Consider the following 24,279-nt stretch of genomic DNA (forward strand, 5'->3'; position numbering starts at 1 on the left):
GGCCGGCAGCAACCCGCGATCGCCTACAACCACAGGCTGATGGCGTGCAGGGCCAGGCCGATCAGGCCGCCGACCAGGGTGCCGTTGTAGCGGATGTACTGCAGGTCGCGGCCCACGCCCAGTTCCAGTTCGTCGGACAGCTGGCGCTCGTCCCAGGACTTCACCGTGCGCGAGATGTGCTCGGTCACGCCTTCGCGCAGGCGCCGGGTGAGGTGCGCGGCGCCGGCCAGCAGGTGCTGGTTGAGCGCCTGGCGCAGCGCGGGATCCTGCTCCAGGGTACGGCCCAGCGCCGCCAGCGAGTGCTGCAGCTGGGTGGCCAGCACGCCGTCCTCGCGGCCCAGGTCGGCGCGCAGCGCGGCGCGGATCTGTTCCCACAGGCCCTGCACGTACTCCTGCACGCTGGGCTGGTCGATCAGGCGCTGCTTGATCGCCTCGATGCGGGCGATGACCTGCGGATCCTCGTGCAGGCGCGCGATGTAGGCCGACAGCCAGCGGGCATAGTCCTGGCGCAGCGGGTGGTCCGGCTCGGACAGCACCTGGTCGAGTTCGTCCATCACCGCGTGCGCGATGCGCTCGGCCAGCGCGTCGGCGATGCCGTCCACCGGCTTGACCCAGTCCACCGTGCCGACCAGCTTGGGCCATTCCCGGCGCGCGTAGCGCACCAGCATCGCCGACACGCGTTCCTTCACCGCAGCGTCGTCGAGGTGGCGCGCCAGGCGCTGCAGCGCCTCGTCCAGCAGGCGCTGGTGGCGGCCGTCGGCGGTGAGCAGGCCGAGCACGTCGCCGGCGGTGGCAGCGGCGTCCCAGCGGCGCAGGCGCTCGATCACGAAGGCCTGGATGTTGCGGCGCACGGCGTCCTCGTCGAGCAAATCCAGCGCCTGGCGCGCGCCGGTGCGGGCCATCTCGGCGAGCAGCCGCGAGCGGCCGGGGCGGGCCAGCCATTCGCCCAGGCGCGCAGCCGGGTCCAGCGCCTCCAGCCGCGCCAGCACGAGCTGCGGCTCCAGGAAGTGGTCGCGCACGAACGTCGCCAGGCTGTCGGCGATGCGGTCGCGGTTGCGCGGGATGATCGCGGTGTGCGGGATCGGCAGGCCCAGCGGGCGGCGGAACAGCGCCACCACGGCGAACCAGTCCGCCAGCGCGCCGACGGTGCCGGCCTCGCAGAACGCGGCGACCCAGGCCCACGGGCCCTGGCGGCCGAGCAGGTGGCTGGCCACGAAGCCGGCGAGCATCAGCACCAGCAGGGCCAGGGCGATCCATTTCATGCGTTGCAACTGACGTCTGCGCGGATCGGGCGTCACGGACCGGGATCGGGAAAAAGGAAGGAGCGATCAGGGTGCCATAGCGCCGCCGCGGGCGCGTCGCGGCCGGCCGCAGGCCGATCATTTCCCACGCAACCGTCGCGGCCGGCCGCATCCTTTGCCAGAATCGGTCGCCTTGTCCGCCAGGCTTCCGTCCACGATGAGTGTTTCCGCCGCCGCCGCCGTCGCCCGCCCCGTCAATTCGCCCGCCCGCGTGCTGACGGCCAGCCTCATCGGCACCACCATCGAGTTCTTCGATTTCTACATCTACGCCACCGCGGCGGTGCTGGTGTTCCCGCACCTGTTCTTCCCGGCCGGCGATGCCGGTGCCGCCACCCTGCAGTCGCTGGCGACCTTCGCCGTGGCCTTCGTCGCGCGGCCGTTCGGCTCGGCGCTGTTCGGCCATTTCGGCGACCGCATCGGGCGCAAGGCCACGCTGGTGGCGGCGCTGCTGACCATGGGCCTGTCCACCGTGGCCATCGGCGTGCTGCCGACCTACGCCCAGATCGGCGTGGCGGCGCCGGCGCTGCTGGCCCTGTGCCGGTTCGGCCAGGGCCTGGCCGAACCGGCACAGGGCCAGCAGCGGCGCTGCTGGCCCTGTGCCGGTTCGGCCAGGGCCTGGGCCTGGGCGGGGAGTGGGGCGGGGCGGTGCTGCTGGCCACCGAGAACGCGCCGCCTGGCAAGCGCGCCTGGTACGGCATGTTCCCGCAGCTGGGCGCGCCGCTGGGGTTCATGCTCTCGGCGGCGACCTTCCTGCTGCTGGGCGCGGCGCTGAGCGACGAGCAGTTCCTGCTGTGGGGCTGGCGGGTGCCGTTCCTGGCCTCGGCGGCGCTGGTGATCACCGGCCTGTGGGTGCGGCTGAAGATCACCGAGACCCCGGATTTCCAGAAGGCGCTGGACGCCAACGCGCGGGTGCGCCTGCCGATGTGGTCGGTGGTCTCGCACCACGGCGGCGCCCTGCTGCTGGGCACGCTGGGTGCGTTCGCCACCTTCGTGCTGTTCTACCTGATGACCGTGTTCGCGCTGGGCTACGGCACCACCGCGCTGGGCTACGACAAGGAGTCCTTCCTGCTGATGCAGATGGTGGGCATCCTGTTCTTCGCCGCCGGCATCCCGGTGTCGGCGCTGTACGGCGACCGTCGCGACGTGCGCACGGCGATGATCGTGGCCAGCGTGGCGATCTTCGTGTTCGGCCTGGTGTTCTCCAGCCTGTTCCAGGCCGGCCATCCGGGCTGGGTGCTGCTGTTCCTGTGCGTGGGCTTCTTCGCCATGGGCCTGACCTACGGCCCGTGCGGCACGCTGCTGGCGCAGATGTACCCGGTGGAGGTGCGCTACACCGGTGCCTCGCTGTCGTTCAACCTGGCCAGCATCATCGGTGCGGCGCCGGCGCCGTACGTGGCGACCAAGCTGGCCGGCAGCTATGGCCTGCAGGCGGTGGGCTGGTACCTGGCCGCGGCCGCGGTGGTGACGGTGCTGGCGCTGGCGGCCTCGCGGCGCTGGATGCGGCGCTGATGCGGGCCTAGCACCGCGGGCGTGTGGAACGGCTGACGACGGCGTGGTGATTGGCTGAAGCGCCGGCGCGGCCGTGTTGTAAAGCCCGGGGGGCTGCATTAGCGTGTGCGCCTGCAAGCAGTCCCCACGTCCATGTCCCTCTTTCCTCTCGTCGGCCTGCCGACCGACCGCATCGTCCGCGACCAGCATCCCTGGCTGACCACCGGGGAGGAGTACGTGCGCGCGGCGGTGGACGCCGCCGGGGTGGCGCCGGTGTTGCTGCCTGTGATGAAGCCGCCGATCCCGGTGCGCGAGTGGCTGCAGCGCCTGGATGGGCTGCTGCTCACCGGTGCGGAGAGCAACATCGAGCCGTACCACTACGGCGACGAGGACATCTGGGAAGACAACCCGCACGATCCCGCGCGCGATGCCAGCACCCTGGAGCTGATCCCCGAGGCGGTGGCGATGGGACTGCCGGTGCTGGCCATCTGCCGCGGCTTCCAGGAGGTCAACGTCGCCCTGGGCGGCAGCCTGCACCAGCGCGTGCACGAGCTGCCCGGCATGCTCGACCACCGCGAGGATCCGCGCGCGCCGATCGCGGTGCAGTACGCCCCGGCACACGAGGTGGCGCTGGCTCCCGGCGGCCTGCTCGCCGACATCGCCGGCACCACGCGCTACCGCGTCAATTCCCTCCACGGCCAGGGCGTCAAGGAACTGGCCTCGGGGCTGGTGGTCGAGGCCGTGGCGCCGGACGGGCTGATCGAGGCCTTCCACCGCGCCGGCCCGGGCTTCCTGCTGGCCGTGCAATGGCACCCGGAATGGGGTGCGCTGCACGGCGATCCCTTCAATCGCGGCATTTTCCAGGCCTTCGGCCAGGCATGCCGTCTCTATGCATCCAACAGACACAAACGCTGAGTCCACCATGTCTTCCGCCAAGCGCACCGAACCGGCCCCCCAACAGGATGAGAACGCGCTGCGGCGCTGGCTCAAGGACCGCAACATCACCGAGGTCGAATGCCTGGTGCCCGACATGAGCGGGCACGCGCGCGGCAAGATCATCCCGGCCGACAAGTTCTCCCACGACTACGGCACGCGGCTGCCGGAAGGCATCTTCGCCACCACCGTCACCGGCGAGTTCCCGGACGACTACGACGACCTGACCTCGCCGGCCGACGCCGACATGCGCCTGCGCCCGGACCCGGACACGGTGCGCATGGTGCCCTGGGCGACCGACCCGACCGCGCAGGTGATCCACGACTGCTTCCGCCGCGACGGCACCCCACACGAGCTGGCGCCGCGCAACGTGCTGCGCCGGGTGCTCGACGCCTTCGCCGCCGAGGGCCTGAAGCCGGTGGTGGCGCCGGAGGTGGAGTTCTTCCTGGTCCAGCGCAACACCGACCCGGACCTGCCGCTGCTGCCGCCGGCCGGCCGCTCGGGGCGCCCGGAGACCGCGCGCCAGTCGTACTCGATCGACGCGGTCAACGAGTTCGACCCGGTGCTGGACCTGATGTACGACTATTGCGACGCGATGGGCCTGGACGTGGACACGCTGATCCACGAGTCCGGCGCGGCGCAGCTGGAGGTCAACTTCCTGCACGGCGACGCGATGGCGCTGGCCGACCAGGTGTTCCTGTTCAAGCGCGCGATGCGCGAGGCGGCGCTGCGCCACGGCGTGTACGCCACCTTCCTGGCCAAGCCGATGGAGAACGAGCCGGGCAGCGCGATGCACATCCACCAGAGCCTGGTGGACCTGAAGAACGGGCGCAACGTCTTCGCCGGGCGCCACCAGGGCGAATCCACCCGGCTGTTCGGCCACTACCTGGCCGGGCTGCAGAAGTACGTGCCGATGTCGATGGCGTTCTTCGCCCCCAACGTCAACTCCTACCGCCGGCTGATGTTCGGCGAGGTCTCGCCGAGCAACGTGGAGTGGGGCTACGACAACCGCACCTGCGGCCTGCGGGTGCCCTACGACAGCCGCGAGAACACCCGGGTGGAGAGCCGTTTCGCCGGCTCGGACGCCAATCCCTACCTGGCGATGGCGGCCACCCTGGCCTGCGGCCTGCTGGGCATCCGCGGCAAGCTCAAGCCGACCGCGCCCAACCCGGGCAACTGCAAGGCCGGCGGCTACGCCCTGGCCAGCTCGATGCGCGAGGCGCTGGACAAGCTGGAGCATTGCGCGGACCTGCAGGAGATCCTCGGCGAGCGCTTCGTGCGCGCCTACATCTCGGTCAAGCGCAAGGAGTACGAGACCTATTTCCGCGTGATCAGCTCGTGGGAGCGCGAGTTCCTGCTGCTGAACGTCTGAACCGGCGCGGCGGCCCGCGCGGGGTTTGACCGTTCCGCGCGCCGTGCCAACATGCCTTCACACCCGCGGATCGACGGCGGCGCCAGCATGCGTGCCACGCGATCCGGTTCCCCCCACCAGGAAGACGACATTGGCCAGCCAAGACCCGCACGACCGCACCGACGGTCGCAGCCCGAACGCGCAGCAGGACCCGGCAGCGAAGCAGGACGGCGACCGGCCCTCGCCGCTGAAGAACCCGCGGGTGCGCTGGACGCTGGCGATCATCGGCGTGGTGGTGCTGGTCGCGCTGCTGGCGTGGTTCGCCTACTGGCTGCTGGTCGGGCGCTACATGCAGGAGACCAACAACGCCTACCTGCAGGCCGATTCGGTGGCGGTGGCGCCGCGGGTGAACGGCTACGTGACCGCGGTGCTGGTGCAGGACAACCAGTGGGTCAAGGCCGGCCAGCCGCTGCTGCAGATCGACGAGCGCACCTATCGCGCCACGCTGGACCAGGCCGAGGCCGTGGTGGCGGTGCGCCAGTCCGATATCGCCGCCGCCGAGGCAGCGCTGAAGGAGCGCCAGTCCAGCCGCGTGCAGGCGCAGACGCAGGTCGCCGCCGCCGATGCCAGCCTGAAGTTCGCCCGGGCCGAGGTGGCGCGCTTCGCGCCGCTGGCCGCTTCCGGGGCCGACACCCACGAGCACCAGGAGAGCCTGCAGCACGACCTGCAGCAGGCCCAGGCCCAGTACGACGCGGCCCGGGCGCAGCTGGCCGGCGCCGACAGCGGCATCGAGGCCGCCGGCGCCCAGCTCGAGCAGGCCCGCGCCGGCCTCAGGCAGGCCCAGGCCGACGCCGACCAGGCGCGCATCGCGGTGGACGACACCCGCCTGAGCGCGCGCATCGACGGGCGCATCGGCGACAAGACCGTGCAGGTGGGGCAGTTCGTCTCCGCCGGCACCCGCACCATGACCGTGGTGCCGGTGGAATCGCTGTACCTGGCGGCCAACTTCAAGGAAACCCAGGTCGGGCTGATGCGCCCGGGCCAGCCGGCGGAGATCAAGGTCGATGCCCTGCCGGGCGTGAAGCTGCGCGGGCAGGTGGAGAGCATCTCGCCGGGCACCGGCTCGCAGTTCGCGCTGCTGCCGGCCGAGAACGCCACCGGCAACTTCACCAAGGTCGTGCAGCGGGTGCCGGTGCGCATCCGCGTGCAGGCCGGCGAGAACGCGCGCAAGGTGCTGGTGCCGGGCATGTCGGTGGAGGTCACCGTGGACACGCGCTCGGCCAGGGACCAGAAGCGCGCGCTCGAGGACGAGCCGCCGGCCGCGGCGACCCCGGCGGAGCGCGGCGGTTGAGCGCAACGGCGGCCAGTCCCGGTAGCCGCGCGCCGGCCAGGGCCGGGGCCGAGGCCTGGCTGGCGGTGGCCGCCGGCACCATCGGCTCGTTCATGGCGACGCTGGACATCTCCATCGTCAACGCCGCGCTGCCGACGATCCAGGGCGAGGTCGGCGCCAGCGGCACCGAGGGCACCTGGATCTCCACCGCCTACCTGGTCTCGGAGATCGTGATGATCCCGCTGGCCGGCTGGTTCGTGCGCACCCTGGGGCTGCGCAACTTCCTGCTGATCTGCGCGATCTCGTTCACCGGCTTCTCGGTGATGTGCGGGCTGTCGGACTCGCTGACGATGATGATCCTCGGCCGCATCGGCCAGGGCTTCACCGGCGGGGCGATGATCCCCACCGCGCTGACCATCGTCGCCACCCGGCTGCCGCCGTCGCAGCAGACCCAGGGCACCGCGCTGTTCGGCATGACCGTGATCCTGGGCCCGGTGATCGGCCCGCTGCTCGGCGGCTGGCTGGCCGAGAACCTGAGCTGGCACTACGCCTTCTTCATCAACGTGCCGGTGTGCGCGGCGCTGATCCTGTTGCTGCTGCTCGGCCTGCACCACGAGAAGATGAACCTCCCGGGCCTGCTGCGCGCCGACTGGCTGGGCATCTTCGGCCTGGGCACCGGCCTGGGCGCGCTGACCGTGGTGCTGGAGGAGGGCCAGCGCGAGCGCTGGTTCGAGTCGGGGATGATCGTCGGCCTGAGCCTGCTGTCGCTGCTGGGCTTCGCCGCGCTGGCGCTGGCCCAGGTCACCAGCCGCGAGCCGGTGATCCGGCTGTCGGTGCTGCGCAACCGCAGCTTCGCCGCGGTGTTCGTGATGGTGCTGGTGACCGGCATCATCCTGTTCGGGGTGATGTACATGATCCCGCAGTTCCTGGCGATGATCGCCGGCTACAACACCGAGCAGGCCGGCTACGTGCTGCTGCTGGCCGGCCTGCCGACGGTGCTGCTGATGCCGCTCACGCCGAAGATGCTGTCCACCATCGACGTGCGGGTCATGGTCATGACCGGCATGCTGTGCTTCGCCGGGGCCTGCTTCGTCAACCTCAGCCTGACCGCGGACAGCGTCGGCCGGCACTTCGTCATCGGCCAGCTGCTGCAGGGCTGCGGCCTGGCGTTCGCGCTGATGGCGCTGAACCAGGCGGCGATCTCCTCGGTGCCGCCGGAGGATGCGGCCGACGCCTCCGGCCTGTTCAACGCCGCGCGCAACCTCGGCGGCTCGATCGGCCTGGCCCTGATCTCCACCTTCCAGGAGCGGCGCATGGCGCTGCACCTGGACAACATCGGCAGCGCGGTCACCGCCAACTCGCCGCTGGCGCAGGAAGCGGTGCGCGGCCTCACCGCGCAGCTGCAGTCGGCCTCCGGCGGCGAGGCGGCGGTGCGCGCGGTCGCCGAGCTGGCACGGGTGGTGCAGCAGCAGGCGCTGGTGATGGCCTACAACGACCTGTTCTGGATCTTCGGCATGATCGTGGTGGCCTCGCTGCCGCTGGTGTTCCTGCTCAAGCCGCTGCCCAAGGGCGAGCTCTCGCTCGCGATGCACTGAGATGGCCATGTCCCGTTCCCGCACCCGTTTCCTCCTGGCCTGCGCACTGCCGGCGGCCCTGGCCGGCTGCATGCTCGGGCCGGACTACGTCCGGCCGCAGGTGGCCGAATCGGCCCAGGCCCAGCCGCGGCTGGTACGCGCCGACCCGCAGGCGGTGGTGGCCGCGCCGCCGCTGCAGCGCTGGTGGACGCAGCTGCACGACCCGCAGCTGGACTGGCTGGTCGACCAGGCCCTGGCCAACAGCCCCAACCTGCATGCGGCCGAGGCGCAGCTGCGCGCCGCCCGCGCGCTGGTGCGCCAGCGCCGTGCGGAGATGCTGCCGTCGATCGGCGCCACCGCGGTCTACGGCCACGCCACCGCGCCGGACTGGGCCAAGGACAGCGTGCGCGATACCGCCGGCCAGGTCGCCGAAGCGATCGAGGGCAGCGCCGGCGCCGAGGCCGCGCAGGCGATCCGCCAGCGCGCCCAGGCGCTGGACATGGACATGGACCTGTACGACGCCGGCTTCGACGCCAGCTGGGAACTGGACCTGTTCGGCCGCCGCCGCCGCGCCGCCGAGGGCGCGCGCGCCAAGGCCGAGGCCAGCGCGGCCGACTTGGCCGATGCCCAGGTGCAGCTCACCGCCGAGGTCGCGCAGGCCTACCTGGGCTACCGCGGCAACCGGGAGCGGCTGGCGATCGCGCGCGACAACCTGGAGCGGGCCGAACGCATCCTGGCGCTGACCCGGCAGCGGCGCGAGCGCGGCGCCGACTCGGACCTGCAGGTGGAACGCGCGGTGGCGCAGGTGCACCAGCAGGAGGCGGTGGTACCGCAGCTGGAAGCGGACGCGCAGGTGGCGCTGGACCAGCTGGCGCTGATGATCGGCCGCGAGCCGGGCGCGCTGGATGCCATGTTCGCCGAGGATCGTCCGTTGCCGGCCCTGCCGCAGCGGGTGGAGGTGGACGATGCGGCGGCGCTGATCCGGCGGCGCCCGGACGTGCGCCGTGCCGAGCGCGAGCTGGCCGCGTCCTCGGCGCAGATCGGCGAGGCGCTGTCGGCCTATTTCCCGCAGGTGACCCTGCTGGGCTCGCTGGGCATGTTCGCCACCTCGGCCAGCGACCTGGGGGCGGACGCGGTGAACTGGGCGGTGGCGCCGATGCTGCGCTGGTCGGTGTTCGACTTCGGCCGCGCCGGCGCCCAGGTGGCGCAGGCGCGGGCCGGCAACCAGGCGCGCCTGGCCGCCTACCAGGGCGCGGTGCTGGCCGCGCTGCAGGACGCCAACGGCGCGTTGTCGCGCTTCGGCGCCGCCCGCCGGCAGCTGGGCAGCGCGCAGCAGGCGCAGGCCTCGGCCGAGCGCGCGGCGGCGCTGATGGAACAGCGCAATGCCGCCGGCGCCTCGTCGCTGATCGATACCCTGGACGTGCAGCGCCAGCGCCTGTCGGCGCAGGACGGCGCCGCGCAGGCGCAGCTGCAGCTGCTGGTGGACTACGTCGCCCTGCAGAAGAGCCTGGGCCTGGGCTGGGGCGTGCCGGCGGATGGGGCGGCGGACGAGGCGGCCACGGCCGGTGGTGGCTCCTGACACCGCCTGAACCTGGCGCGCGCTAGGCTCCCGCATCGGACAACCGGACACTGGAGCCACCGCGATGCGCACCGTCGAGACCGTCAACCCCTACAGCGGCAAGGTCGAACACCGCCTCACCCTGATCGACGCGGCGGCGGTGGAGGCGAAGCTGGCCGCGGCCGCGGCCGCGTTCCCGGCCTGGGCCGCGCTGTCCTACGGCGACCGCGCCGTGTACCTGCAGCGGGCCGCGGCCGAACTGCGCCAGCGCCGCGACGCCATCCAGCAGGTGATGACCGCCGAGATGGGCAAGCTGCGCCGCGAGGCGCTGGCCGAGATCGAGAAGTGCGCCCAGGCCTGCGACTACTACGCCGACCACGCCGCCGCCTACCTGGCGCCGCAGCCGATCGAGACCGAGGCCGCCGGCAGCTACGTGTGCTACCAGCCGCTGGGCTGCGTGTTCGCGCTGATGCCGTGGAACTTCCCGATCTGGCAGGTGTTCCGCTTCCTCGCCCCGGGGCTGATGGCCGGCAACGTCGCCCTGCTCAAGCACGCGGCCAACGTGCCGCGCTGCGCCGACGCCATCGCCGGGGTGCTGCGTGCGGCCGGCGTGCCCGAGGGCGTGTTCGACGTGCTGCACATCGACAACGAGCAGGCCGCGCAGGTCACCGCCGACCCGCGCGTGGTCGCGGTGACGCTGACCGGCAGCGAGCGTGCCGGCGCGACCGTGGCCGCCAATGCCGGCAAGGCGCTGAAGAAATGCGTGATGGAGCTGGGCGGCAGCGACGCCTTCGTGGTGCTGGAGGACGCGGACCTGGAGGCCGCGGTCGCCGCCGCGGTGAAGTCGCGCTTCGACAACGCCGGCCAGACCTGCATCGCCGCCAAGCGCTTCATCGTGGTCGATGCGGTGGCCGATGCCTTCGTCGAGCGCTTCGTCGCCGCGGCCAGGGCGCGCGTGTATGGCGATCCGGAGGACGAGGCCACCACGCTGGCGCCGATGGCCCGTGCCGACCTGCGCGACGGCCTGCACCGCCAGGTGCTGGAGAGCATCGAGAACGGCGCGCTGCCGCTGCTGGGCTGCACGCCGGTGGAGGACAGCCATGCCGGCTATGCGGCCTCGATCCTGGACCGGGTCGGGCCGGGCATGCCCGCCTACGACGAGGAACTGTTCGGCCCGGTGGCGGCGGTCATCCGCGTGCGCGACGAGGCCGAGGCGGTGCGCGTGGCCAACGACACGACCTACGGCCTGGGCGGCAGCGTGTGGAGCGGCGATGCGCGGCGCGGGGAGAAGGTGGCGCTGCAGCTGCAGTGCGGCGCGGCCTTCGTCAATGCCATCGTCAAGAGCGACATCCGCCTGCCGTTCGGCGGCATCAAGCGCTCCGGCTTCGGCCGCGAGCTGGCCGAGCCGGGCATCCGCGAGTTCACCAACACCAAGACGGTCTACGTGGCCTAGGCCGGGGGACGGGCGGGGCGGGCATCGTCCGCGCGCCCCGGCGCGGGCCTGGACGCGGCTACAGCCAGCGCACGCGCTTGAACAGCGCGTACAGGCCGATGCAGGTCGCGGCCACGACGCCGATCAGGATCGGGTAGGCATAGCGGGCGCCGAGCTCGGGCATGTGCGCGAAGTTCATGCCGTACCAGCTGGTGATCAGGGTCGGGGCGGCCAGCAGCGCCGCCCAGGCGCCGAGGCGCTTGACCGTCTCGCCCTGCGCCAGGGTGACCAGCGACAGGTTCACGCTCAGCGCGGTGCCGAGCATCTCGCGCAGCGTGTCGATGGCATCGTTGATGCGCACGGCGTGGTCGTGGACGTCGCGCAGGTATGGCCGCACTTCCTCCGACACCAGCGGGTTGGTGCTGCGCTGCAGCTGGGAAAGCACGTCCTGCAGCGGCGCCACCGCCAGGCGCATCTTGTTGAGTTCGCGCTTGAGCTCGTACAGGCGGATCACCGTACCGCGGCGGTAGCTGTCGGCGAAGATGTCCTTTTCCAGGGCCTCCAGGGTCTCGCGGAAGCCGTCCACCACCGGCAGGTAGTTGTCGACGACGAAGTCCAGGATCGCGTACAGGCAGAAGCACGGCCCCATGGCCAGGCGCGCCGGTTCGCGCTCCATGCGCTCGCGCACGGTGGCGTAGGACAGCGAGGCGCCGTGGCGCACCGTCACCAGGAAGCGCGGGCCGAGGAAGGCGTGGGTCTCGCCGTAGCGGATGCGCTCGTCCACCAGCTGGGCGGTGTGGACCACGGTGAACAGGGTGTGGCCGTAGGTCTCCACCTTGGGCCGCTGGTGGGCGTTGCGCGCGTCCTCCACCGCCAGCTCGTGCAGGCCCAGCTCCTCGCGCAGCGCGCCGAGCACCGCATCGTCGGGCTCGTACAGGCCCAGCCAGACGAAGCCGGCCTGCTGCAGCCAGTCGCTGATCTGGTCGAAGGCGATGTCCTGGCGCCGGCCCTGCGGGTCGTAGTGCGCGCAGGTGACGACGCTGGGCGGATTGGCGGGCGGGACGGGCGCGGGCATGGGCCGATGGTGGGTCAGCGCACCGGCGCGGGCAAGCGCCGCGGCCGCAGCACCCAGGCCAGGGCCGCATGCACCGGCAGCAGCAACGCGATCCACGGCAGGTTGGCCTGGGGCCGGGGCGACAGCCAGTACACCGGCAGCGCCAGTGCGGCGAGCACCGCGATGGCCGCGAGCAGCCATCCGAACCCGCGTCCCGGGCGCCGCCCGCGCAGCACGGCGATGGCCCCGCCGATCGCCGGCAGGCACAGCGGATCGAGCAGCAGCAGGTTGCGGTTAGCCCAGGCGGCCTGGTGCGCGGTGAAGCCCCACAGGTACAGCAGCAGCACGCCGCCCAGTGCGCACACGCTCCACAACGGCAGCGCCAGCGCCGCCACCAGGCGCGGACGCCGGCGCAGCGCCGCGATCCCGGCCGCCAGCGCCAGGCCGGCCAGCGCCCACGGCCACAGCACGCGCGCCGGATCCGCCGGTTCGGCGGCCAGGCGCTGCGGCAGCCACTGCTCGGTGGCCTGCACCAGCGGCCGGCCGTCGCGGTTGGTCGCGGTGGCCAGGTCCGCCGCCAGGCGCATCGGGATGAATCCGTCCTGCCAGCGCGTCAGCGGGGCATCGGCGTACGGGCCCAGGCCCAGGTCGAATCCGATCCACATCCACGGCGCCGGCGAGGCCAGGCGCACCGCCTCGCGGCGGTAGGTCTGTCCCGGTGCCGGGCCGGACAGCTGCGCATGCAGCGCGCCGCCCATGGCCGCATCGAGCATGTCGCGCACCTTGGTGGCGCAGTTGGCGGTGAAGTAGTCGTAGTGGTAGCGCGCGTTCTCCGGCCGGGCGTGCTCGGCCAGCGCCGCGGCCAGCGCCCGTGCCTGCTCCGGCGGCAGGTCCAGCCACTGGATCTGCACGCCGCGGCCGGCCTCGCGGTACTGCGACAGGTCCTCCTCCAGCGGCAGGGCGACCAGGTAGTACATCATCCGCCCGCGGGCGAAGTTGCCGACGAAGTCGGGCTCGGACGGGTCGAAGAAGCCGAAGTTGTAGGACGTGGCGAGGCCGCTGGCCGGGTCGGCCACCACCAGCGCGTCGTGGCCGAAGCGTTCGAAGAACACCTCGCCCGGAAGCATGGTCATCACCCCGATGCGGGGCGGGGCGGGTGGCACCTGGGCCTGCGCCCGGGCGAAGGCCGGCGCCAGGCATGCGCACAGCAGCGCCAGCACCAGGCGCCAGCGGAGAGCGGGCATGTCAGTCCTGGTCCTCGTCCGGCGGCAGCACGGTGACGTGGAAGGCGCGCACCCGGCGCGAGTCGGCGCGGGCGACGCGGAACAGGAAGCGGCCCAGGGTCAGCTCCTCGCCGGTCTCGGGCAGGTGGCCGATGGCGTCGGTGACCAGGCCGCCGATGGTGTCGTACTCGTCGTCGGGGAAGTCGGCGCCGAAGCGCTCGTCGAAGTCCTCGATCGGGGTCAGCGCATCGACCACGTACTGGCCGTCGGACTGCACCGCGATCAGGCGCGCATCGTCGTCGGCGATGTCGTGCTCGTCGTCGATCTCGCCGACGATCTGCTCGAGCACGTCCTCGATGGTGACCAGCCCGGCCACGCCGCCGTACTCGTCCACCACGATCGCCATGTGGTTGCGCGAGAGCCGGAACTCCTTGAGCAGCACGTTGAGCTTCTTCGACTCGGGGATCAGCACCGCCGGGCGCAGCAGCTCGCGCACGTTGCGCGCCGGCTTGCCGGCGACGATGCCCGGCAGCAGGTCCTTGGCCAGCAGGATGCCGAGGATCTCGTCCTTGTTCTCGCCGTGCACCGGGAAGCGCGAATGGCCGGAGGCCACCACCTCGGTCATCAGCGCGTGCAGGTCGGCCTCGGCCGGCAGGGAGACCATCTGCGAGCGCGAGATCATCACGTCGCCCACGGTGAGCTCGGAGATGGCGATGGCGCCTTCCATCATGCGCAGCGTGTCGGCGGCGATGAGGCCGTCCTGCTGGGCGGTGCGCAGCAGCGCGACCAGTTCGTCGCGGCTGTGCGGCTCGTTGGAAAAGGCGGCGCTCAGGCGCTCGAGCCAGCCACGTCGCTTTTCCTGGGGATCCTGGGAAGAGGGGCTACTGTCGTCTTCTGACATCAGGGGAAAGAGGGCATCGCCCGGACCGGCCGGGCGGTCGGGCAAGTTTACCAGCCCGGCCGCGGCGCGCCGGCGCCGGGCACGGTCAGGGCAGGTCCAGGCTGTAGCTGCAACCGGCCAGGGTCTTGCCGGGATGGCTCTTGACGTTGGACACGCTGAGCACGATCGATTCGATCATCGGCTCGCCGCTGGCCGGGTCGGTGGTGTCCTGGCTGAGCACCTCGCGGCCGTACATGACCTTGTCCGGGCCGTCCACGCCCTGCTCCAGCGCCAGCTCGCGGGCGAGCGGATGCGGGTCGGGCAGGTCGAGCACCGCCATCACGCTGGGCCCGGAGAAGGCAATGTGCGAGGTCTCCCGGCCGAACACGCGGATCGGCGCGGCCAGCGCGTATTCGCTCATGAACAGGTTCTGCTGCGGCAGGGGATCCCACCCCAGCGCCACCGCCTTGAGCGGGTCGGCCAGGACCGGCGCCAGGGCGCGGAAGTCGGCCTCGCGGCCGCGGCATTCGATCAGCGCGGCCAGGTCGATGCGGCCGGTCGCGGCGGTCGCCGGGGCGGGAGTGTCCGGCCCCGGCGCGGCGGCGGCGAGGCCCGGCAGGCCCAGGCCCAGCACGACCCGGGCCGCGGTGCGCAGCCGCATCAGCGCTCCCCCGCGTAGGGGTCGGCCACGCCCAGGTCGGCGAGGATCTCGCGCTCGAGCTGTTCCATCGCCTCGGCCTCCTTGTCGTCCTCGTGGTCCCAGCCGAGCAGGTGCAGCACGCCGTGCACGGTGAGGTGGGCGTAGTGGTCCTTCAGCGCCTTGCCCTGTTCGGCGGCCTCGCGCGCCACCACCGGCGCGCAGATCACCAGGTCGCCGAGCAGCGGGAACCTGACGTTCTTCGGCAGGCCCTCGGGCACCTCGGCCGGGAAGCTGAGCACGTTGGTGGCGTAGTCCTTGCCGCGGTAGTGGCGGTTGAGCGCCTGGCCCTCGTCGGCATCGACCAGGCGGATGGCCAGGTCGGCCTCGCGGATGCGGCCTTTCAGCGCGGCGGCCACCCACTTGCGGAAACTGGCGGCGGCCGGCAGGCCGGCGCGCGGCAGGGCGTAGCTGACGCCGACATCGAGACGGACGGGACCGCGGGTCATGGGGCTTCTCCTGCATCGGCGATGCGCGCGTCGCGCGCGTCGTAGGCGGTGACGATGCGCGCCACCAGCGGGTGGCGGACCACGTCGCGGGCCTCGAAGAAGGTGAAGCTCACCCCGTCCACGCCCCGCAGCACCTCGATGGCGTCCTTCAGCCCGGACTTCACGTGGCGCGGCAGGTCGATCTGGGTCATGTCGCCGGTGATCACCGCGGTGGAACCGAAGCCCAGGCGGGTCAGGAACATCTTCATCTGCTCGATGGTGGTGTTCTGGGCCTCGTCCAGGATCACGTAGGCGTCGTTGAGCGTGCGCCCGCGCATGTAGGCCAGCGGCGCGATCTCGATGACGTTCTTCTCCAGCAGTTTGGCCACCTTCTCCACGCCGAGCATCTCGTACAGCGCGTCGTACAGCGGGCGCAGGTAGGGATCGACCTTCTGGCTCAGGTCGCCGGGCAGGAAGCCGAGCTTCTCGCCGGCCTCCACCGCCGGGCGCACCAGGATCAGGCGCTGCACTCGCGCCTCGTTCAGCGCCTCGACCGCGCTGGCCACGGCCAGGAAGGTCTTGCCGGTACCGGCCGGGCCGATGCCGAAGTTGATGTCGTGGGTGGCGATCTGGTGCAGGTACTGGGCCTGGTTGGCGCCGCGGCCGCGGATGGTGCCGCGCTTGACCTTGATGGCCACGTCCTGCGCCTCGTAGGCGCGTTCGGCCACCTGCTCGACGTTGGCCTGGCTCAGGCGCAGGTGGATGGCCTGGCTGTCCAGGGGGGTGTCGCCGGCCTCCTCGTAGAGCGCATGCAGCAGGCGCTCGGCGGCGTCCACGGCGGCGGCCGGGCCGCTGACCCGGAACACGTTGCCGCGGTTGGAGATCTCGACCCCCAGGCGCAGCTCGATCTGGCGCAGGTGCTCGTCGAAGGGACCGGCCAGGTTGGCCAGGCGTGCCGTGTCGGCGGGCTCGAGGGTGAAGTCGCGGTGTTCGCTCTTGCTCATGGAAGGCGGCGGGGCAGCCGCGCGGCCGCCCGCCAGTGCGGTGTCGGAGGAGGAGCCAAGGGTAGCGCGCGGGTGGCGGGGCGGCCAGTTGCGGGGGCCGACGCTTCAGCCGCGCGCATGCGCGGCGGCCGCGGCAACCAGCGCATCGTCCGGGCGTACGCCGGTGTACAGCACGAACTGCTCCGCCGCCTGCAGCACGATCACCTCGGCGCCGGTGATCACCGGCTTGCCGAGCGCCCGTGCACGGCGCACCAGCGGGGTCTCGGCGGGCAGGGCGACCACGTCGAAGATCCAGTCGGCACGGCCGATCTCGTCCGCGTCGAAGGCCAGCTGCCCGGCCTCGGCGCCGCCCTCCATGCCGATCGGAGTGACGTTGACCAGCAGCCGCGCGTCGAGCCCGCGGGTGTCCGGCCTCCAGACGAAACCGCTGGCGGCGGCCAGGCGCCGGCCGCTGTCCGGGTTGCGGGCGACGATGTGGCCATTGTCGAAACCGGCATCGCGCAGCGCGCAGGCCACCGCCTTGGCCATGCCGCCGCTGCCGCGCACTGCCAGCGGCAGGGCGGCCGGCACGCCATGGCGGGCGATCAGGCTGGCCACCGCGCTGTAGTCGGTGTTGTAGCCGCGCAGCACGCCGTCGTCGTTGACGATGGTGTTGACCGAATCGATCGCCGCCGCCGAGGCCTCGAGCGTGTCGAGCAGGGGGATGCAGGCCTCCTTGAACGGCATCGACACCGCGCAGCCGCGGATGCCCAGGGCGCGGATGCCGCCGATCGCCGCGGGCAGGTCGCGCGTGGTGAATGCCTTGTAGACGTAGTCCAGTCCCAGCGCCCGGTACAAGTAGTTGTGGAAGCGGGTGCCGAAGTTGCCCGGGCGTGCGGACAGCGACATGCACAGGCGGGTATCGCGGCTGATCTCCACGGTCATGCGGATCCTGCGTGTTGCGGCAGGCCATTGCACGGCAAGGCAGGGGCGGAGGCAACACTGCCGGGCGTGATGCCTGGCGGGCGGGTGACGGGCGGGCCGTGTGGTCACGACCGGAGGAGGCGGGATGAAGGCAGCAGCGCGGGTTCTTCCCTGGAGCCGGAGGAGGCGGGATGAAGGCAGCAGCGCGGGTTCTTCCCTGGAGTGGGTTCTTTCCCGGATTCGGCTGCGTGGATCCGGATGCATGCCGAGTCGATCGACGGCGCGATGCGAGCTTCCTGGCGGTGGGGTGGAAGCTGCGATGGCGGCATTGCGAAAACGTGCGCGAGGGCATCGCGGTCGGCCAGGGCGGCCGTGTCGCGCAGGAAGAAGTCCGCGGGGGCCTGGCTTCGCGACCGGAGGCGTCCGGCTCGTCCGGCATGAGCGTTGCCGTTCGCCGGGAGGCGGGTTGCCTCCTCCGGGATTTTCCCCGGGCAGCAGCATGCCCTTGCGGGGAACGTCTTCCGGGCGCGGGCCGACGGTAGCGGCGATGATCGATCCGGCGTTCTTCGCTTCCGCAAGCCGCCGCCCGGACAGCAGCCTGGGAGAGCCGCCGGAGAAGGCTGTTGGAGGGATCTGACAGAGAGTGCAGGCGGCGAGGCCAGCGCGTTGTCCCGGCAATCGAAGCGCGGACAACGTGGCCAGTTGGTGCCGGTCGCCTGTGCGCTGGCGACACGATGCCGCGAGGAAGGTCGAGTCGCGAAGGCTGCGTCGGGCCCGGATTGACAGTTAATTAATCCATGAATTAAATAAGAGGATGGCCAAGTCCCTTCCTCCATCTTCCACTGCAGCGGGCCCCGCCAAGGCGGCCAGGCGCAGGCCCGGCCGTCCGCTCGCCGCCGACGCCGATGCGGCCGGCCAGCGTGCCGCGCTGCTGCAGGCGGCCCTGGACTGCTACGTCCGCCACGGCATCTCCGGCGCCACGCTGCGCCACATCGCCACCCATGCCGGGGTGACGCCGGCCACGCTGCACTATCACTTCGGCAGTCGCGAACGGCTGCTCGACGCCGTGGTCGAGGAACGGTTGCTGCCGGCGCTGGCACCGATGCATGCCGCGGTGATCGCGGCCGGCGATGACGTCGCCGATTCGGTGGCGGCGCTGGTCAACGGGTTGTGCGCGATGATCCGCGACAACCCGTGGCTGCCGTCGCTGTGGGTACGCGAGGTGGTCAGCGAGGGCGGGGCGCTGCGCGCGCTGCTGGTCGAGCGCATCGCCCCGACCCTGGCGCAGGCATTGGCCGGGCGCTTCGCCCGGGCGCAGGCGCAGGGGCGGATGAACCGCGACCTGGACCCGCGCCTGCTGATGGTCTCGCTGATCGGCCTGACCATGTTCCCCGCGGCCGGCGCACCGATCTGGCGGCAGGTGTTCGGCGCCGCCGACCTGGACATGGACGACGTGCGCCGCCATGCGCTGGTCCTGCTCGATCGTGGCCTGGAGCTGAAATGATGCAAGCCGATACCGCGCATCGCCGCTGGGCGCCGCTCGCCGGCATCTGGTTGCTGGCGGCCCTGTTCGGCGGCTGCGGCAGGCAGGCGCCGCCGCAGGCCCTGGGCACGCTGGAATGGGATCGCATCGCGCTGCCGGCGCCGGCCGACGAGCGCATCGTCGCCATCCACGTGCGCGAGGGCCAGCAGGTGGGCGCCGGCACGCCGTTGCTGGAGCTCGACCCCACCCGCACGCGGGCCCAACTGGAGGCCGCGCAGGCGCAGGCCCGGCAGAGCCGCGAGCTGCTCGACGAACGCAGCAACGGCCCGCGCCGCGAGGAGATCGCCCAGGCCCGCGCCGCCCTGGCCTCGGCCCGGGCCCAGGCCGAGGACGCCGATGCCTATTACCGGCGGCTGCAGCCGCTGGGCCAGCGCCGGCTGGTGGCCGCCGCGGACGTCGATCGTGCCCGCGCCGCGGCCGGGACCGCGCGCGGCCAGGTGCAGGCGGCCGCGCAGGCGTTGCTCGAACTGGAGCGGGGCACCCGCAGCGAACAGGTCGCGCAGGCCGAGTCGGCGCTCGCCGCGGCCACGGCCACGGCACAGGCGCAGGCGGTGCTGCTGGGCAAGCTGGCACTGGTGGCGCCGCGGGCCGGGCGGGTGGACAGCCTGCCGTACCGGCTCGGCGACCAGGCCCCGGTCGGCGCCGCCCTGGCGGTGATGCTGGTCGGCGACGCGCCGTATGCGCGCATCTACGTGCCCGAGCCGCTGCGTGCCGGCGTCCAGGTGGGCGATGCGGCGCGCATCTACGTCGATGGCCGCGAGCGGCCGTTGCCGGGCCGGGTGCGCATGGTCCGCAGCGAGCCGGTGTTCACCCCGTACTACGCGCTGACCGGCACCGATGCGGCGCGGCTGAGCTACCTGGCCGAGGTGAGCGTGCTCGATGGCGGCCAGCAACTGCCGGCCGGCGTGCCGGTGCGGGTGGAGTTCGATGGCGATGGCGCGCGCTGAGCCAGACGGCGACGACGTGGCGATCCGCGCGCGCGGGCTGACCCGGCGTTTCGGGCCGCTGCTGGCGGTGGACCACGTCGACCTGCAGGTGCCGCGCCGCCAGGTGTACGGGTTCCTGGGGCCGAACGGCTCGGGCAAGTCCACCACCATCCGCATGCTGTGCGGCCTGCTCACGCCCAGCGAGGGCGAGATCGAGGTGCTCGGCCTGCGCATCCCGCAGCAGGCCGAGCAGCTGCGCGCGCACATCGGCTACATGACCCAGCGCTTCTCGCTGTTCGAGGACCTGACGGTGCGCGAGAACCTGGAGTTCATGGCGGCGGTGCAGGGCGTGCCGCGGCCGCGGACCGGCGCGCGCATCGCCGACCTGCTGGACCAGTACCACCTGGGCGATCGCCAGCGCCAGCTGGCCGGCACCCTCAGCGGCGGGCAGAAGCAGCGCCTGGCGCTGGCCTGCGCGGTGATCCACGAACCCGAGCTGCTGTTCCTGGACGAGCCCACCAGCGCGGTCGATCCGGAATCGCGCCGCGACTTCTGGGAAAAGCTCTTCGACCTGGCCGACGCCGGCACCACGCTGCTGGTATCCACCCACTACATGGACGAGGCCGAGCGCTGCCACCGCATCGCCATCCTCGACCACGGCCGGCTGGTGGCCGACGGCTCGCCCGCCGAGCTCACCGCCGCCCTGGATGGGCGCACGCTGCTGGTCCAGTCGCCGCAACCGCGCCAGGCGCAGAAGGCGCTCGCCGGTGCCGCGGGCGTGGTCAGCGTGGCGCAGATCGGCAACGTCCTGCGCGTGCTCGCCGAACCCGGCCATGGCGACGTGCAGGCACGCGTGCGCGAGATCCTGCACGACGGCGGCGTGGAGGGGCAGGTCGAGGCCACCGAGCCGAGCCTGGAAGACGTGTTCGTGGCCGCCACCCACGGGCGGCCTGGGCCCGGCGCCGGCGCCGATGCCGGGGCGCCGGCATGAGCTGGCGCCGGCTGTGGGCGGTGATGCTCAAGGAGCTGCGCCAGCTGCGCCGCGACTGCATCACCCTGGGCATGATCCTGGGCATCCCGGTAGCCCAGCTGCTGCTGTTCGGCTACGCCATCAACACCAACCTGCGCGACCTGGCCACCGGCATCGCCGACCAGGCCAACACCGCCGGCTCGCGCGCGCTGGTGATGGACATGGTGGCCACCACGGTGATCGATCCGGTGCTCGCCGCGCGCACGCCCGACGAGCTGACGCAGGCCATGCGCCGCGGCCGGATCAGCCTGGGGATCGTGGTGCCGCCGGATTTCGAGCGCCGCCGCAGCGAGGGCCGCGAGCTGGTGCAGGTGCTGGTGGACGGCAGCGACAACGCGGTGCAGAGCGCGGCCGCGCAGCTGGCGCAGATGCCGGTGGCCGGGTTCGGCGGGGTCCAGGCCGCCAGCGTGCGCCCGATCAGCGTGGTCGGTTTCTACAACCCGCAGCGGCGCTCGGCACTGAACATCGTGCCCGGCCTGATCGGGGTGATCCTGACCATGACCATGGTGCTGTTCACCGGCGTGGCGATCGTGCGCGAACGCGAGCGCGGCAACATGGAGCTGCTGATCGCCACGCCGCTGACCAGTACAGAACTGATGGTCGGCAAGGTGCTGCCGTACGTCGCCATCGGCCTGCTGCAGGCGTCGGTGGTGCTGGGACTGGGCACGTGGCTGTTCCAGGTGCCGGTGGCCGGCAGCCTGCTGCAGGTCTACCTGGTCTCGCTGCTGTTGATCGCCGCCAACCTGACCCTGGGCCTGCTGATCTCCTCGCGGGCGAAGTCGCAGTTCCAGGCCATGCAGATGACCTTCTTCGTGTTCCTGCCGTCGATCCTGCTGTCCGGCTTCATGTTCCCGTTCTCGGGCATGCCGCGGGCGGCGCAGTGGCTGGCCGAGGTGTTGCCGCTGACCCACTTCCTGCGCCTGATCCGCGGGGTGATGCTGCGCGGCGCCGGGCTGCGGGAGATGGGGGCCGACGTGCTGGCGCTGCTGGCCTTCACCGCGGTGCTGATGGCCCTGGCGATCCTGCGCTTCCGCAAGCGCTTGGACTGAGGCCTCAGGGATCGGCGCCGCCTTCGAGCAGGCTGTAGGAATTGGCCAGCCACGGATGCGGCTCGGCGTACATCTGCAGCAGCAGCTGGCGCAGCAGCGCGACCGGGCTGGTCTCGTCGCTGCGGCGGTAGCTCAGGATGATCGGCGAGGTGGCGTGGGGATCGTCGATCAGCCGGTAGCGCAGTTCCTGGCGCATGCTGCCGGCCGAGCCGGGGATGACGCACACGCCGGTCTCGGCGGCCACCAGGCCCAGTGCGATCTGCAGCTCGCTGACCTCGTACACCGCCAGCGGGCGCACGCCGTGGTCGCGCAGCAGCGACAGCACCTGGTCGGCGAAGCTGGGCCGCGGCCGGCTCGGATAGACCACCAGGTTCTCGCCGGCCAGCGCCGTCAGCGGCAGCGGATCGGCATCGCGCGCCAGCAGGTGGTCGGTCGGCAGCGCCACCACCAGCCGTTCCTCGCGCAGCACCAGCCGCTCGATGGCGTCGTCGTCGCTGCGGATGCGGCCGAAGCCCAGGTCGATGCGCCCGGCCTTGAGTTCCTCGTTCTGGCCGCCGGACATGATCTCGACCAGGCGGATGTCCAGGTCCGGGCGCCGCTGGCGCAGGCGCCGCACCAGCAGCGGCAGCCCGCCGTAGAGCAGCGAGGCGACGAAGCCGATGGTCAGCAGCTGGCGTTCGCTGTGGCCGACCCGGCGGGTGGCCTCCTTCATCTGTTCCACCCGCCCCAGTACCTGCAGCGCCTCCTCGTAGAACAGCCGGCCGGCGTCGGTCAGCCGGATCGGGCGGCTGCTGCGCACCAGCAGGCGGGTACCCAGTTCCTCCTCGATCTGCTGGATCTGCCGGCTCAGCGGTGGCTGGGCGATGTGCAGCCGCTCGGCCGCGCGGGTGAAATTGCGCTCCTGGGCGACGGCGATGAAGTAGCGCAGCTGGCGCAGATCCATGGGCTTAGACCAAAGTCGAATGATGCCTTCGAGGCCATGTTGCAGCGAAGCAGAACCAGAAAACAAGCGGCTTCCGGCCAGAACATACTTTCAGGGTATCAAGCATTGATCCACTTGATCTTGGACGCATCACCGCGCCGATAGCAGCCTGCGCGGGTACGCCGACCGGCCCCGCAGGGTGCCGGCGGACTCCACCCCGGTCATGTCGGAGGGTCGATGACCAACACAACAGGCGCCCTGCTGGTCACCGGCCTCTATGTCGTCGGGCTTGCGGCGATCAGCTTCTGGGTACGCCGCCACGCGCGCTCGTCCGGTGCCTACACCGACGGCGGCGGGCATTTCCCCGCGGCGCTGATCGGGTTCCTGATGCTGTCCGAGTTCATCGGCACCGCGGTCAGCATCGGCACTGCCCAGACCGGCTACCAGATCGGCATCTCCGCGTCCTGGAACCTGTTCGCGCTGGCGCTGGGCTTCGTCCTGTTCGCCTGGCTGATGGCACGGCGCTACAAGCAGCTGGGCCTGAACACGATCTCCGGGGTGCTGGCAAGCAACTACGGCGAGCGCACCCGGATCGCCACCTCGGTGATCACCATCTTCGCGCTGGAGATCGTCGCCGTGTCCATCTATGCCAGCGGCGGCGCGGTGCTGGCCGGGCTGCTGGGCATCAATCGGGTGCTGGCCACGGTGATCGTCGGCGTGGTGGCGGTGGTGTACGTGAGCATCGGCGGCATGCGCTCGGTGATCTACACCAACTTCGTCCATGCCTCGCTCAAGTACGTGGGCGTGCTGATCGCACTGGCCTTCGCCCTGGGCCGGGTGGGCGGCATCGCCGGGCTGCGCCAGCAGCTGCCGGCCGCGATGTTCGACTGGACCGCGGTGGGCTGGGGCCAGATCGTGGCCTGGATGATCGCCGGCATCGGCTCGATCTTCTCCACCCAGTACGTGATCCAGGCGGTCAACGCGGTGAGCGTGGCCGGCAAGGCCCAGCGCGCCTGCTTCTACTGCGCCGGGCTGATGGTGCCGTTCGGCATCTGCGCGGCGCTGATCGGCATGTCCGCGGCGGTGCTGTTCCCGGGCATCGAGTCGATCCAGGCCTTCCCGCGCCTGATCGGGCAGATGGATGGGCTGGCGGCGGGACTGGTGGTGGCCGGCCTGGCCGGCTCGCTGTTCGGCACCATCTCCGCGGTCAGCATGGGCTCGGCCACGCTGCTGCTGCGCGACTTCTACGACCCGTACTTCAACCCCGGCCAGGACGACCGCAAGTCGCTGCGCTTCGTGCGCATCGCCACGCTGGTGGTCGGCCTGCTGCCGATCGCGCTGGCGCTGCTGTCCACCAAGGTGCTGATGATCGCCTTCCTCGGCAAGGCGCTGCGCGCCTCGCTGGCGGTGCTGGTGCTGCTGGTGTTCTACGCGCCGCGCTTCGGCACGGCCACCGGCGCCTTCGTCAGCATCATCGCCTCGCTGGTGGCCACCGTCGGCTGGTACCTGGCCGGCAATCCCTGGGGCGTGGACAACGCCTACGTCGCGCTGGCCACGCCGCTGCTGATCATGGGCCTGAGCCAGCTGTTCAAGCGCGGCGACGGCGCACCAGCCGCCGCCGGGCAGGCCGCCTCCCTTTCCTCCTGAACCACG

The 24,279-nt window shown here is 71.7% G+C and carries 20 protein-coding genes and 1 pseudogene; 12 read left to right on the forward strand and 9 right to left on the reverse strand.

Going from position 1 to position 24,279, the window contains the following annotated elements:
• Positions 1-23: 23 nt before the first annotated feature.
• Positions 24-1,262: a DUF445 domain-containing protein gene (locus BN3794_RS06215; protein ID WP_066094902.1), complete on the reverse strand. Its 1,239-nt coding sequence runs from the start codon at positions 1,260-1,262 to the stop codon at positions 24-26.
• Positions 1,263-1,458: 196 nt separating this feature from the next.
• On the opposite strand from BN3794_RS06215, the pseudogene BN3794_RS06220 reads away from it, so the two are divergent.
• The 7 genes and pseudogenes from BN3794_RS06220 to BN3794_RS06250 all read left to right on the forward strand — a co-directional run bounded on the left by BN3794_RS06220 (position 1,459) and on the right by BN3794_RS06250 (position 10,988).
• Positions 1,459-2,810, forward strand: a pseudogene (locus tag BN3794_RS06220) (MFS transporter).
• Between the two features lie 132 nt (positions 2,811-2,942).
• Positions 2,943-3,704, forward strand: a complete 762-nt coding sequence (locus BN3794_RS06225) for a gamma-glutamyl-gamma-aminobutyrate hydrolase family protein (protein ID WP_066094905.1) — start codon at positions 2,943-2,945, stop codon at positions 3,702-3,704.
• Between the two features lie 7 nt (positions 3,705-3,711).
• Positions 3,712-5,094 (forward strand): glutamine synthetase family protein, encoded by a 1,383-nt coding sequence (locus BN3794_RS06230; protein ID WP_066094908.1) that lies wholly within the window; start codon positions 3,712-3,714, stop codon positions 5,092-5,094.
• Positions 5,095-5,224: 130 nt separating this feature from the next.
• A complete protein-coding gene (locus BN3794_RS06235) occupies positions 5,225-6,424 on the forward strand; it encodes an HlyD family secretion protein (protein WP_066094911.1) in 1,200 nt (399 codons plus the stop codon).
• Entirely contained in the window at positions 6,421-7,998 is a 1,578-nt protein-coding gene (locus BN3794_RS06240; RefSeq protein WP_066094914.1) for an MDR family MFS transporter, read from the forward strand. Before BN3794_RS06235 ends, BN3794_RS06240 begins: the two co-directional genes overlap by 4 nt.
• A 7-nt stretch (positions 7,999-8,005) precedes the next feature.
• Positions 8,006-9,556 (forward strand): efflux transporter outer membrane subunit, encoded by a 1,551-nt coding sequence (locus BN3794_RS06245; RefSeq protein WP_066097063.1) that lies wholly within the window; start codon positions 8,006-8,008, stop codon positions 9,554-9,556.
• 64 nt (positions 9,557-9,620) lie between these two features.
• The gene (locus tag BN3794_RS06250; RefSeq protein ID WP_066094917.1) at positions 9,621-10,988 is read left to right on the forward strand and encodes an NAD-dependent succinate-semialdehyde dehydrogenase; all 1,368 of its coding nucleotides are present in this window, start codon (positions 9,621-9,623) and stop codon (positions 10,986-10,988) included.
• Positions 10,989-11,046: 58 nt separating this feature from the next.
• Here the strand turns inward: BN3794_RS06250 and BN3794_RS06255 are convergent, their stop codons facing one another.
• The 7 genes from BN3794_RS06255 to BN3794_RS06285 all read right to left on the reverse strand — a co-directional run bounded on the left by BN3794_RS06255 (position 11,047) and on the right by BN3794_RS06285 (position 17,177).
• Complete coding sequence (locus BN3794_RS06255; protein WP_066094920.1) at positions 11,047-12,042, reverse strand: magnesium and cobalt transport protein CorA; 996 nt, start codon at positions 12,040-12,042, stop codon at positions 11,047-11,049.
• Positions 12,043-12,056: 14 nt separating this feature from the next.
• Positions 12,057-13,265, reverse strand: a complete 1,209-nt coding sequence (locus BN3794_RS16825) for a lipoprotein N-acyltransferase Lnb domain-containing protein (RefSeq protein WP_147675672.1) — start codon at positions 13,263-13,265, stop codon at positions 12,057-12,059.
• Position 13,266: 1 nt separating this feature from the next.
• Positions 13,267-14,145 (reverse strand): CorC family transporter, encoded by an 879-nt coding sequence (locus tag BN3794_RS06265; RefSeq protein WP_066094923.1) that lies wholly within the window; start codon positions 14,143-14,145, stop codon positions 13,267-13,269.
• A gap of 85 nt (positions 14,146-14,230) precedes the next feature.
• Positions 14,231-14,785, reverse strand: a complete 555-nt coding sequence (locus tag BN3794_RS06270; RefSeq protein ID WP_066094926.1) for a hypothetical protein — start codon at positions 14,783-14,785, stop codon at positions 14,231-14,233.
• A complete protein-coding gene (gene ybeY / locus BN3794_RS06275) occupies positions 14,785-15,270 on the reverse strand; it encodes an rRNA maturation RNase YbeY (protein WP_066094929.1) in 486 nt (161 codons plus the stop codon). The genes BN3794_RS06270 and ybeY overlap by 1 nt, the downstream gene beginning before the upstream one ends.
• A complete protein-coding gene (locus BN3794_RS06280; RefSeq protein WP_066094932.1) occupies positions 15,267-16,253 on the reverse strand; it encodes a PhoH family protein in 987 nt (328 codons plus the stop codon). The genes ybeY and BN3794_RS06280 overlap by 4 nt, the downstream gene beginning before the upstream one ends.
• A 105-nt stretch (positions 16,254-16,358) precedes the next feature.
• Positions 16,359-17,177, reverse strand: coding sequence for a shikimate 5-dehydrogenase (locus BN3794_RS06285; RefSeq protein ID WP_066094935.1), 819 nt, complete (start codon positions 17,175-17,177; stop codon positions 16,359-16,361).
• Between the two features lie 793 nt (positions 17,178-17,970).
• Here BN3794_RS06285 and BN3794_RS06290 point away from each other — a divergent pair.
• Genes BN3794_RS06290 through BN3794_RS06305 form a run of 4 tightly spaced genes read left to right on the forward strand, consistent with a single transcriptional unit; the run spans position 17,971 to position 21,704 of the window.
• Entirely contained in the window at positions 17,971-18,660 is a 690-nt protein-coding gene (locus BN3794_RS06290) for a TetR/AcrR family transcriptional regulator (RefSeq protein WP_066094936.1), read from the forward strand.
• Positions 18,657-19,646 carry an HlyD family secretion protein gene (locus tag BN3794_RS06295; protein ID WP_066094939.1) on the forward strand — a complete coding sequence of 330 codons (990 nt, stop codon included), beginning with the start codon at positions 18,657-18,659 and terminating at the stop codon, positions 19,644-19,646. Before BN3794_RS06290 ends, BN3794_RS06295 begins: the two co-directional genes overlap by 4 nt.
• A 22-nt stretch (positions 19,647-19,668) precedes the next feature.
• Complete coding sequence (locus BN3794_RS06300) at positions 19,669-20,616, forward strand: ABC transporter ATP-binding protein (protein WP_066097071.1); 948 nt, start codon at positions 19,669-19,671, stop codon at positions 20,614-20,616.
• Positions 20,613-21,704, forward strand: a complete 1,092-nt coding sequence (locus tag BN3794_RS06305) for an ABC transporter permease (RefSeq protein ID WP_066094942.1) — start codon at positions 20,613-20,615, stop codon at positions 21,702-21,704. Before BN3794_RS06300 ends, BN3794_RS06305 begins: the two co-directional genes overlap by 4 nt.
• A 4-nt stretch (positions 21,705-21,708) precedes the next feature.
• On the opposite strand, the gene BN3794_RS06310 is transcribed toward BN3794_RS06305, so the two are convergent.
• On the reverse strand, positions 21,709-22,647 hold the full coding sequence (locus tag BN3794_RS06310; protein WP_066094945.1) for a LysR family transcriptional regulator: 939 nt from the start codon (positions 22,645-22,647) through the stop codon (positions 21,709-21,711).
• 216 nt (positions 22,648-22,863) lie between these two features.
• On the opposite strand from BN3794_RS06310, the gene BN3794_RS06315 reads away from it, so the two are divergent.
• Complete coding sequence (locus BN3794_RS06315; protein ID WP_066094948.1) at positions 22,864-24,273, forward strand: sodium:solute symporter family protein; 1,410 nt, start codon at positions 22,864-22,866, stop codon at positions 24,271-24,273.
• Positions 24,274-24,279: the final 6 nt, after the last annotated feature.

It is taken from the genome of Xanthomonas massiliensis (assembly GCF_900018785.1).
Lineage (GTDB): Bacteria > Pseudomonadota > Gammaproteobacteria > Xanthomonadales > Xanthomonadaceae > Xanthomonas_B > Xanthomonas_B massiliensis.

Coding starts and splice junctions, on each gene's coding strand:
- BN3794_RS06270 (WP_066094926.1), bottom strand. CDS start 14,785: ATGCGGCTGCGCACCGCGGCCCGGGTCGTGCTGGGCCTGGGCCTGCCG.
- BN3794_RS06250 (WP_066094917.1), top strand. CDS start 9,621: ATGCGCACCGTCGAGACCGTCAACCCCTACAGCGGCAAGGTCGAACAC.
- BN3794_RS06285 (WP_066094935.1), bottom strand. CDS start 17,177: ATGACCGTGGAGATCAGCCGCGATACCCGCCTGTGCATGTCGCTGTCC.
- BN3794_RS06215 (WP_066094902.1), bottom strand. CDS start 1,262: ATGAAATGGATCGCCCTGGCCCTGCTGGTGCTGATGCTCGCCGGCTTC.
- BN3794_RS06305 (WP_066094942.1), top strand. CDS start 20,613: ATGAGCTGGCGCCGGCTGTGGGCGGTGATGCTCAAGGAGCTGCGCCAG.
- BN3794_RS06255 (WP_066094920.1), bottom strand. CDS start 12,042: ATGCCCGCGCCCGTCCCGCCCGCCAATCCGCCCAGCGTCGTCACCTGC.
- BN3794_RS06315 (WP_066094948.1), top strand. CDS start 22,864: ATGACCAACACAACAGGCGCCCTGCTGGTCACCGGCCTCTATGTCGTC.
- BN3794_RS06245 (WP_066097063.1), top strand. CDS start 8,006: ATGTCCCGTTCCCGCACCCGTTTCCTCCTGGCCTGCGCACTGCCGGCG.
- BN3794_RS06290 (WP_066094936.1), top strand. CDS start 17,971: ATGGCCAAGTCCCTTCCTCCATCTTCCACTGCAGCGGGCCCCGCCAAG.
- BN3794_RS06265 (WP_066094923.1), bottom strand. CDS start 14,145: ATGTCAGAAGACGACAGTAGCCCCTCTTCCCAGGATCCCCAGGAAAAG.
- BN3794_RS06225 (WP_066094905.1), top strand. CDS start 2,943: ATGTCCCTCTTTCCTCTCGTCGGCCTGCCGACCGACCGCATCGTCCGC.
- BN3794_RS06230 (WP_066094908.1), top strand. CDS start 3,712: ATGTCTTCCGCCAAGCGCACCGAACCGGCCCCCCAACAGGATGAGAAC.
- BN3794_RS06310 (WP_066094945.1), bottom strand. CDS start 22,647: ATGGATCTGCGCCAGCTGCGCTACTTCATCGCCGTCGCCCAGGAGCGC.
- ybeY (WP_066094929.1), bottom strand. CDS start 15,270: ATGACCCGCGGTCCCGTCCGTCTCGATGTCGGCGTCAGCTACGCCCTG.
- BN3794_RS16825 (WP_147675672.1), bottom strand. CDS start 13,265: ATGCCCGCTCTCCGCTGGCGCCTGGTGCTGGCGCTGCTGTGCGCATGC.
- BN3794_RS06280 (WP_066094932.1), bottom strand. CDS start 16,253: ATGAGCAAGAGCGAACACCGCGACTTCACCCTCGAGCCCGCCGACACG.
- BN3794_RS06295 (WP_066094939.1), top strand. CDS start 18,657: ATGATGCAAGCCGATACCGCGCATCGCCGCTGGGCGCCGCTCGCCGGC.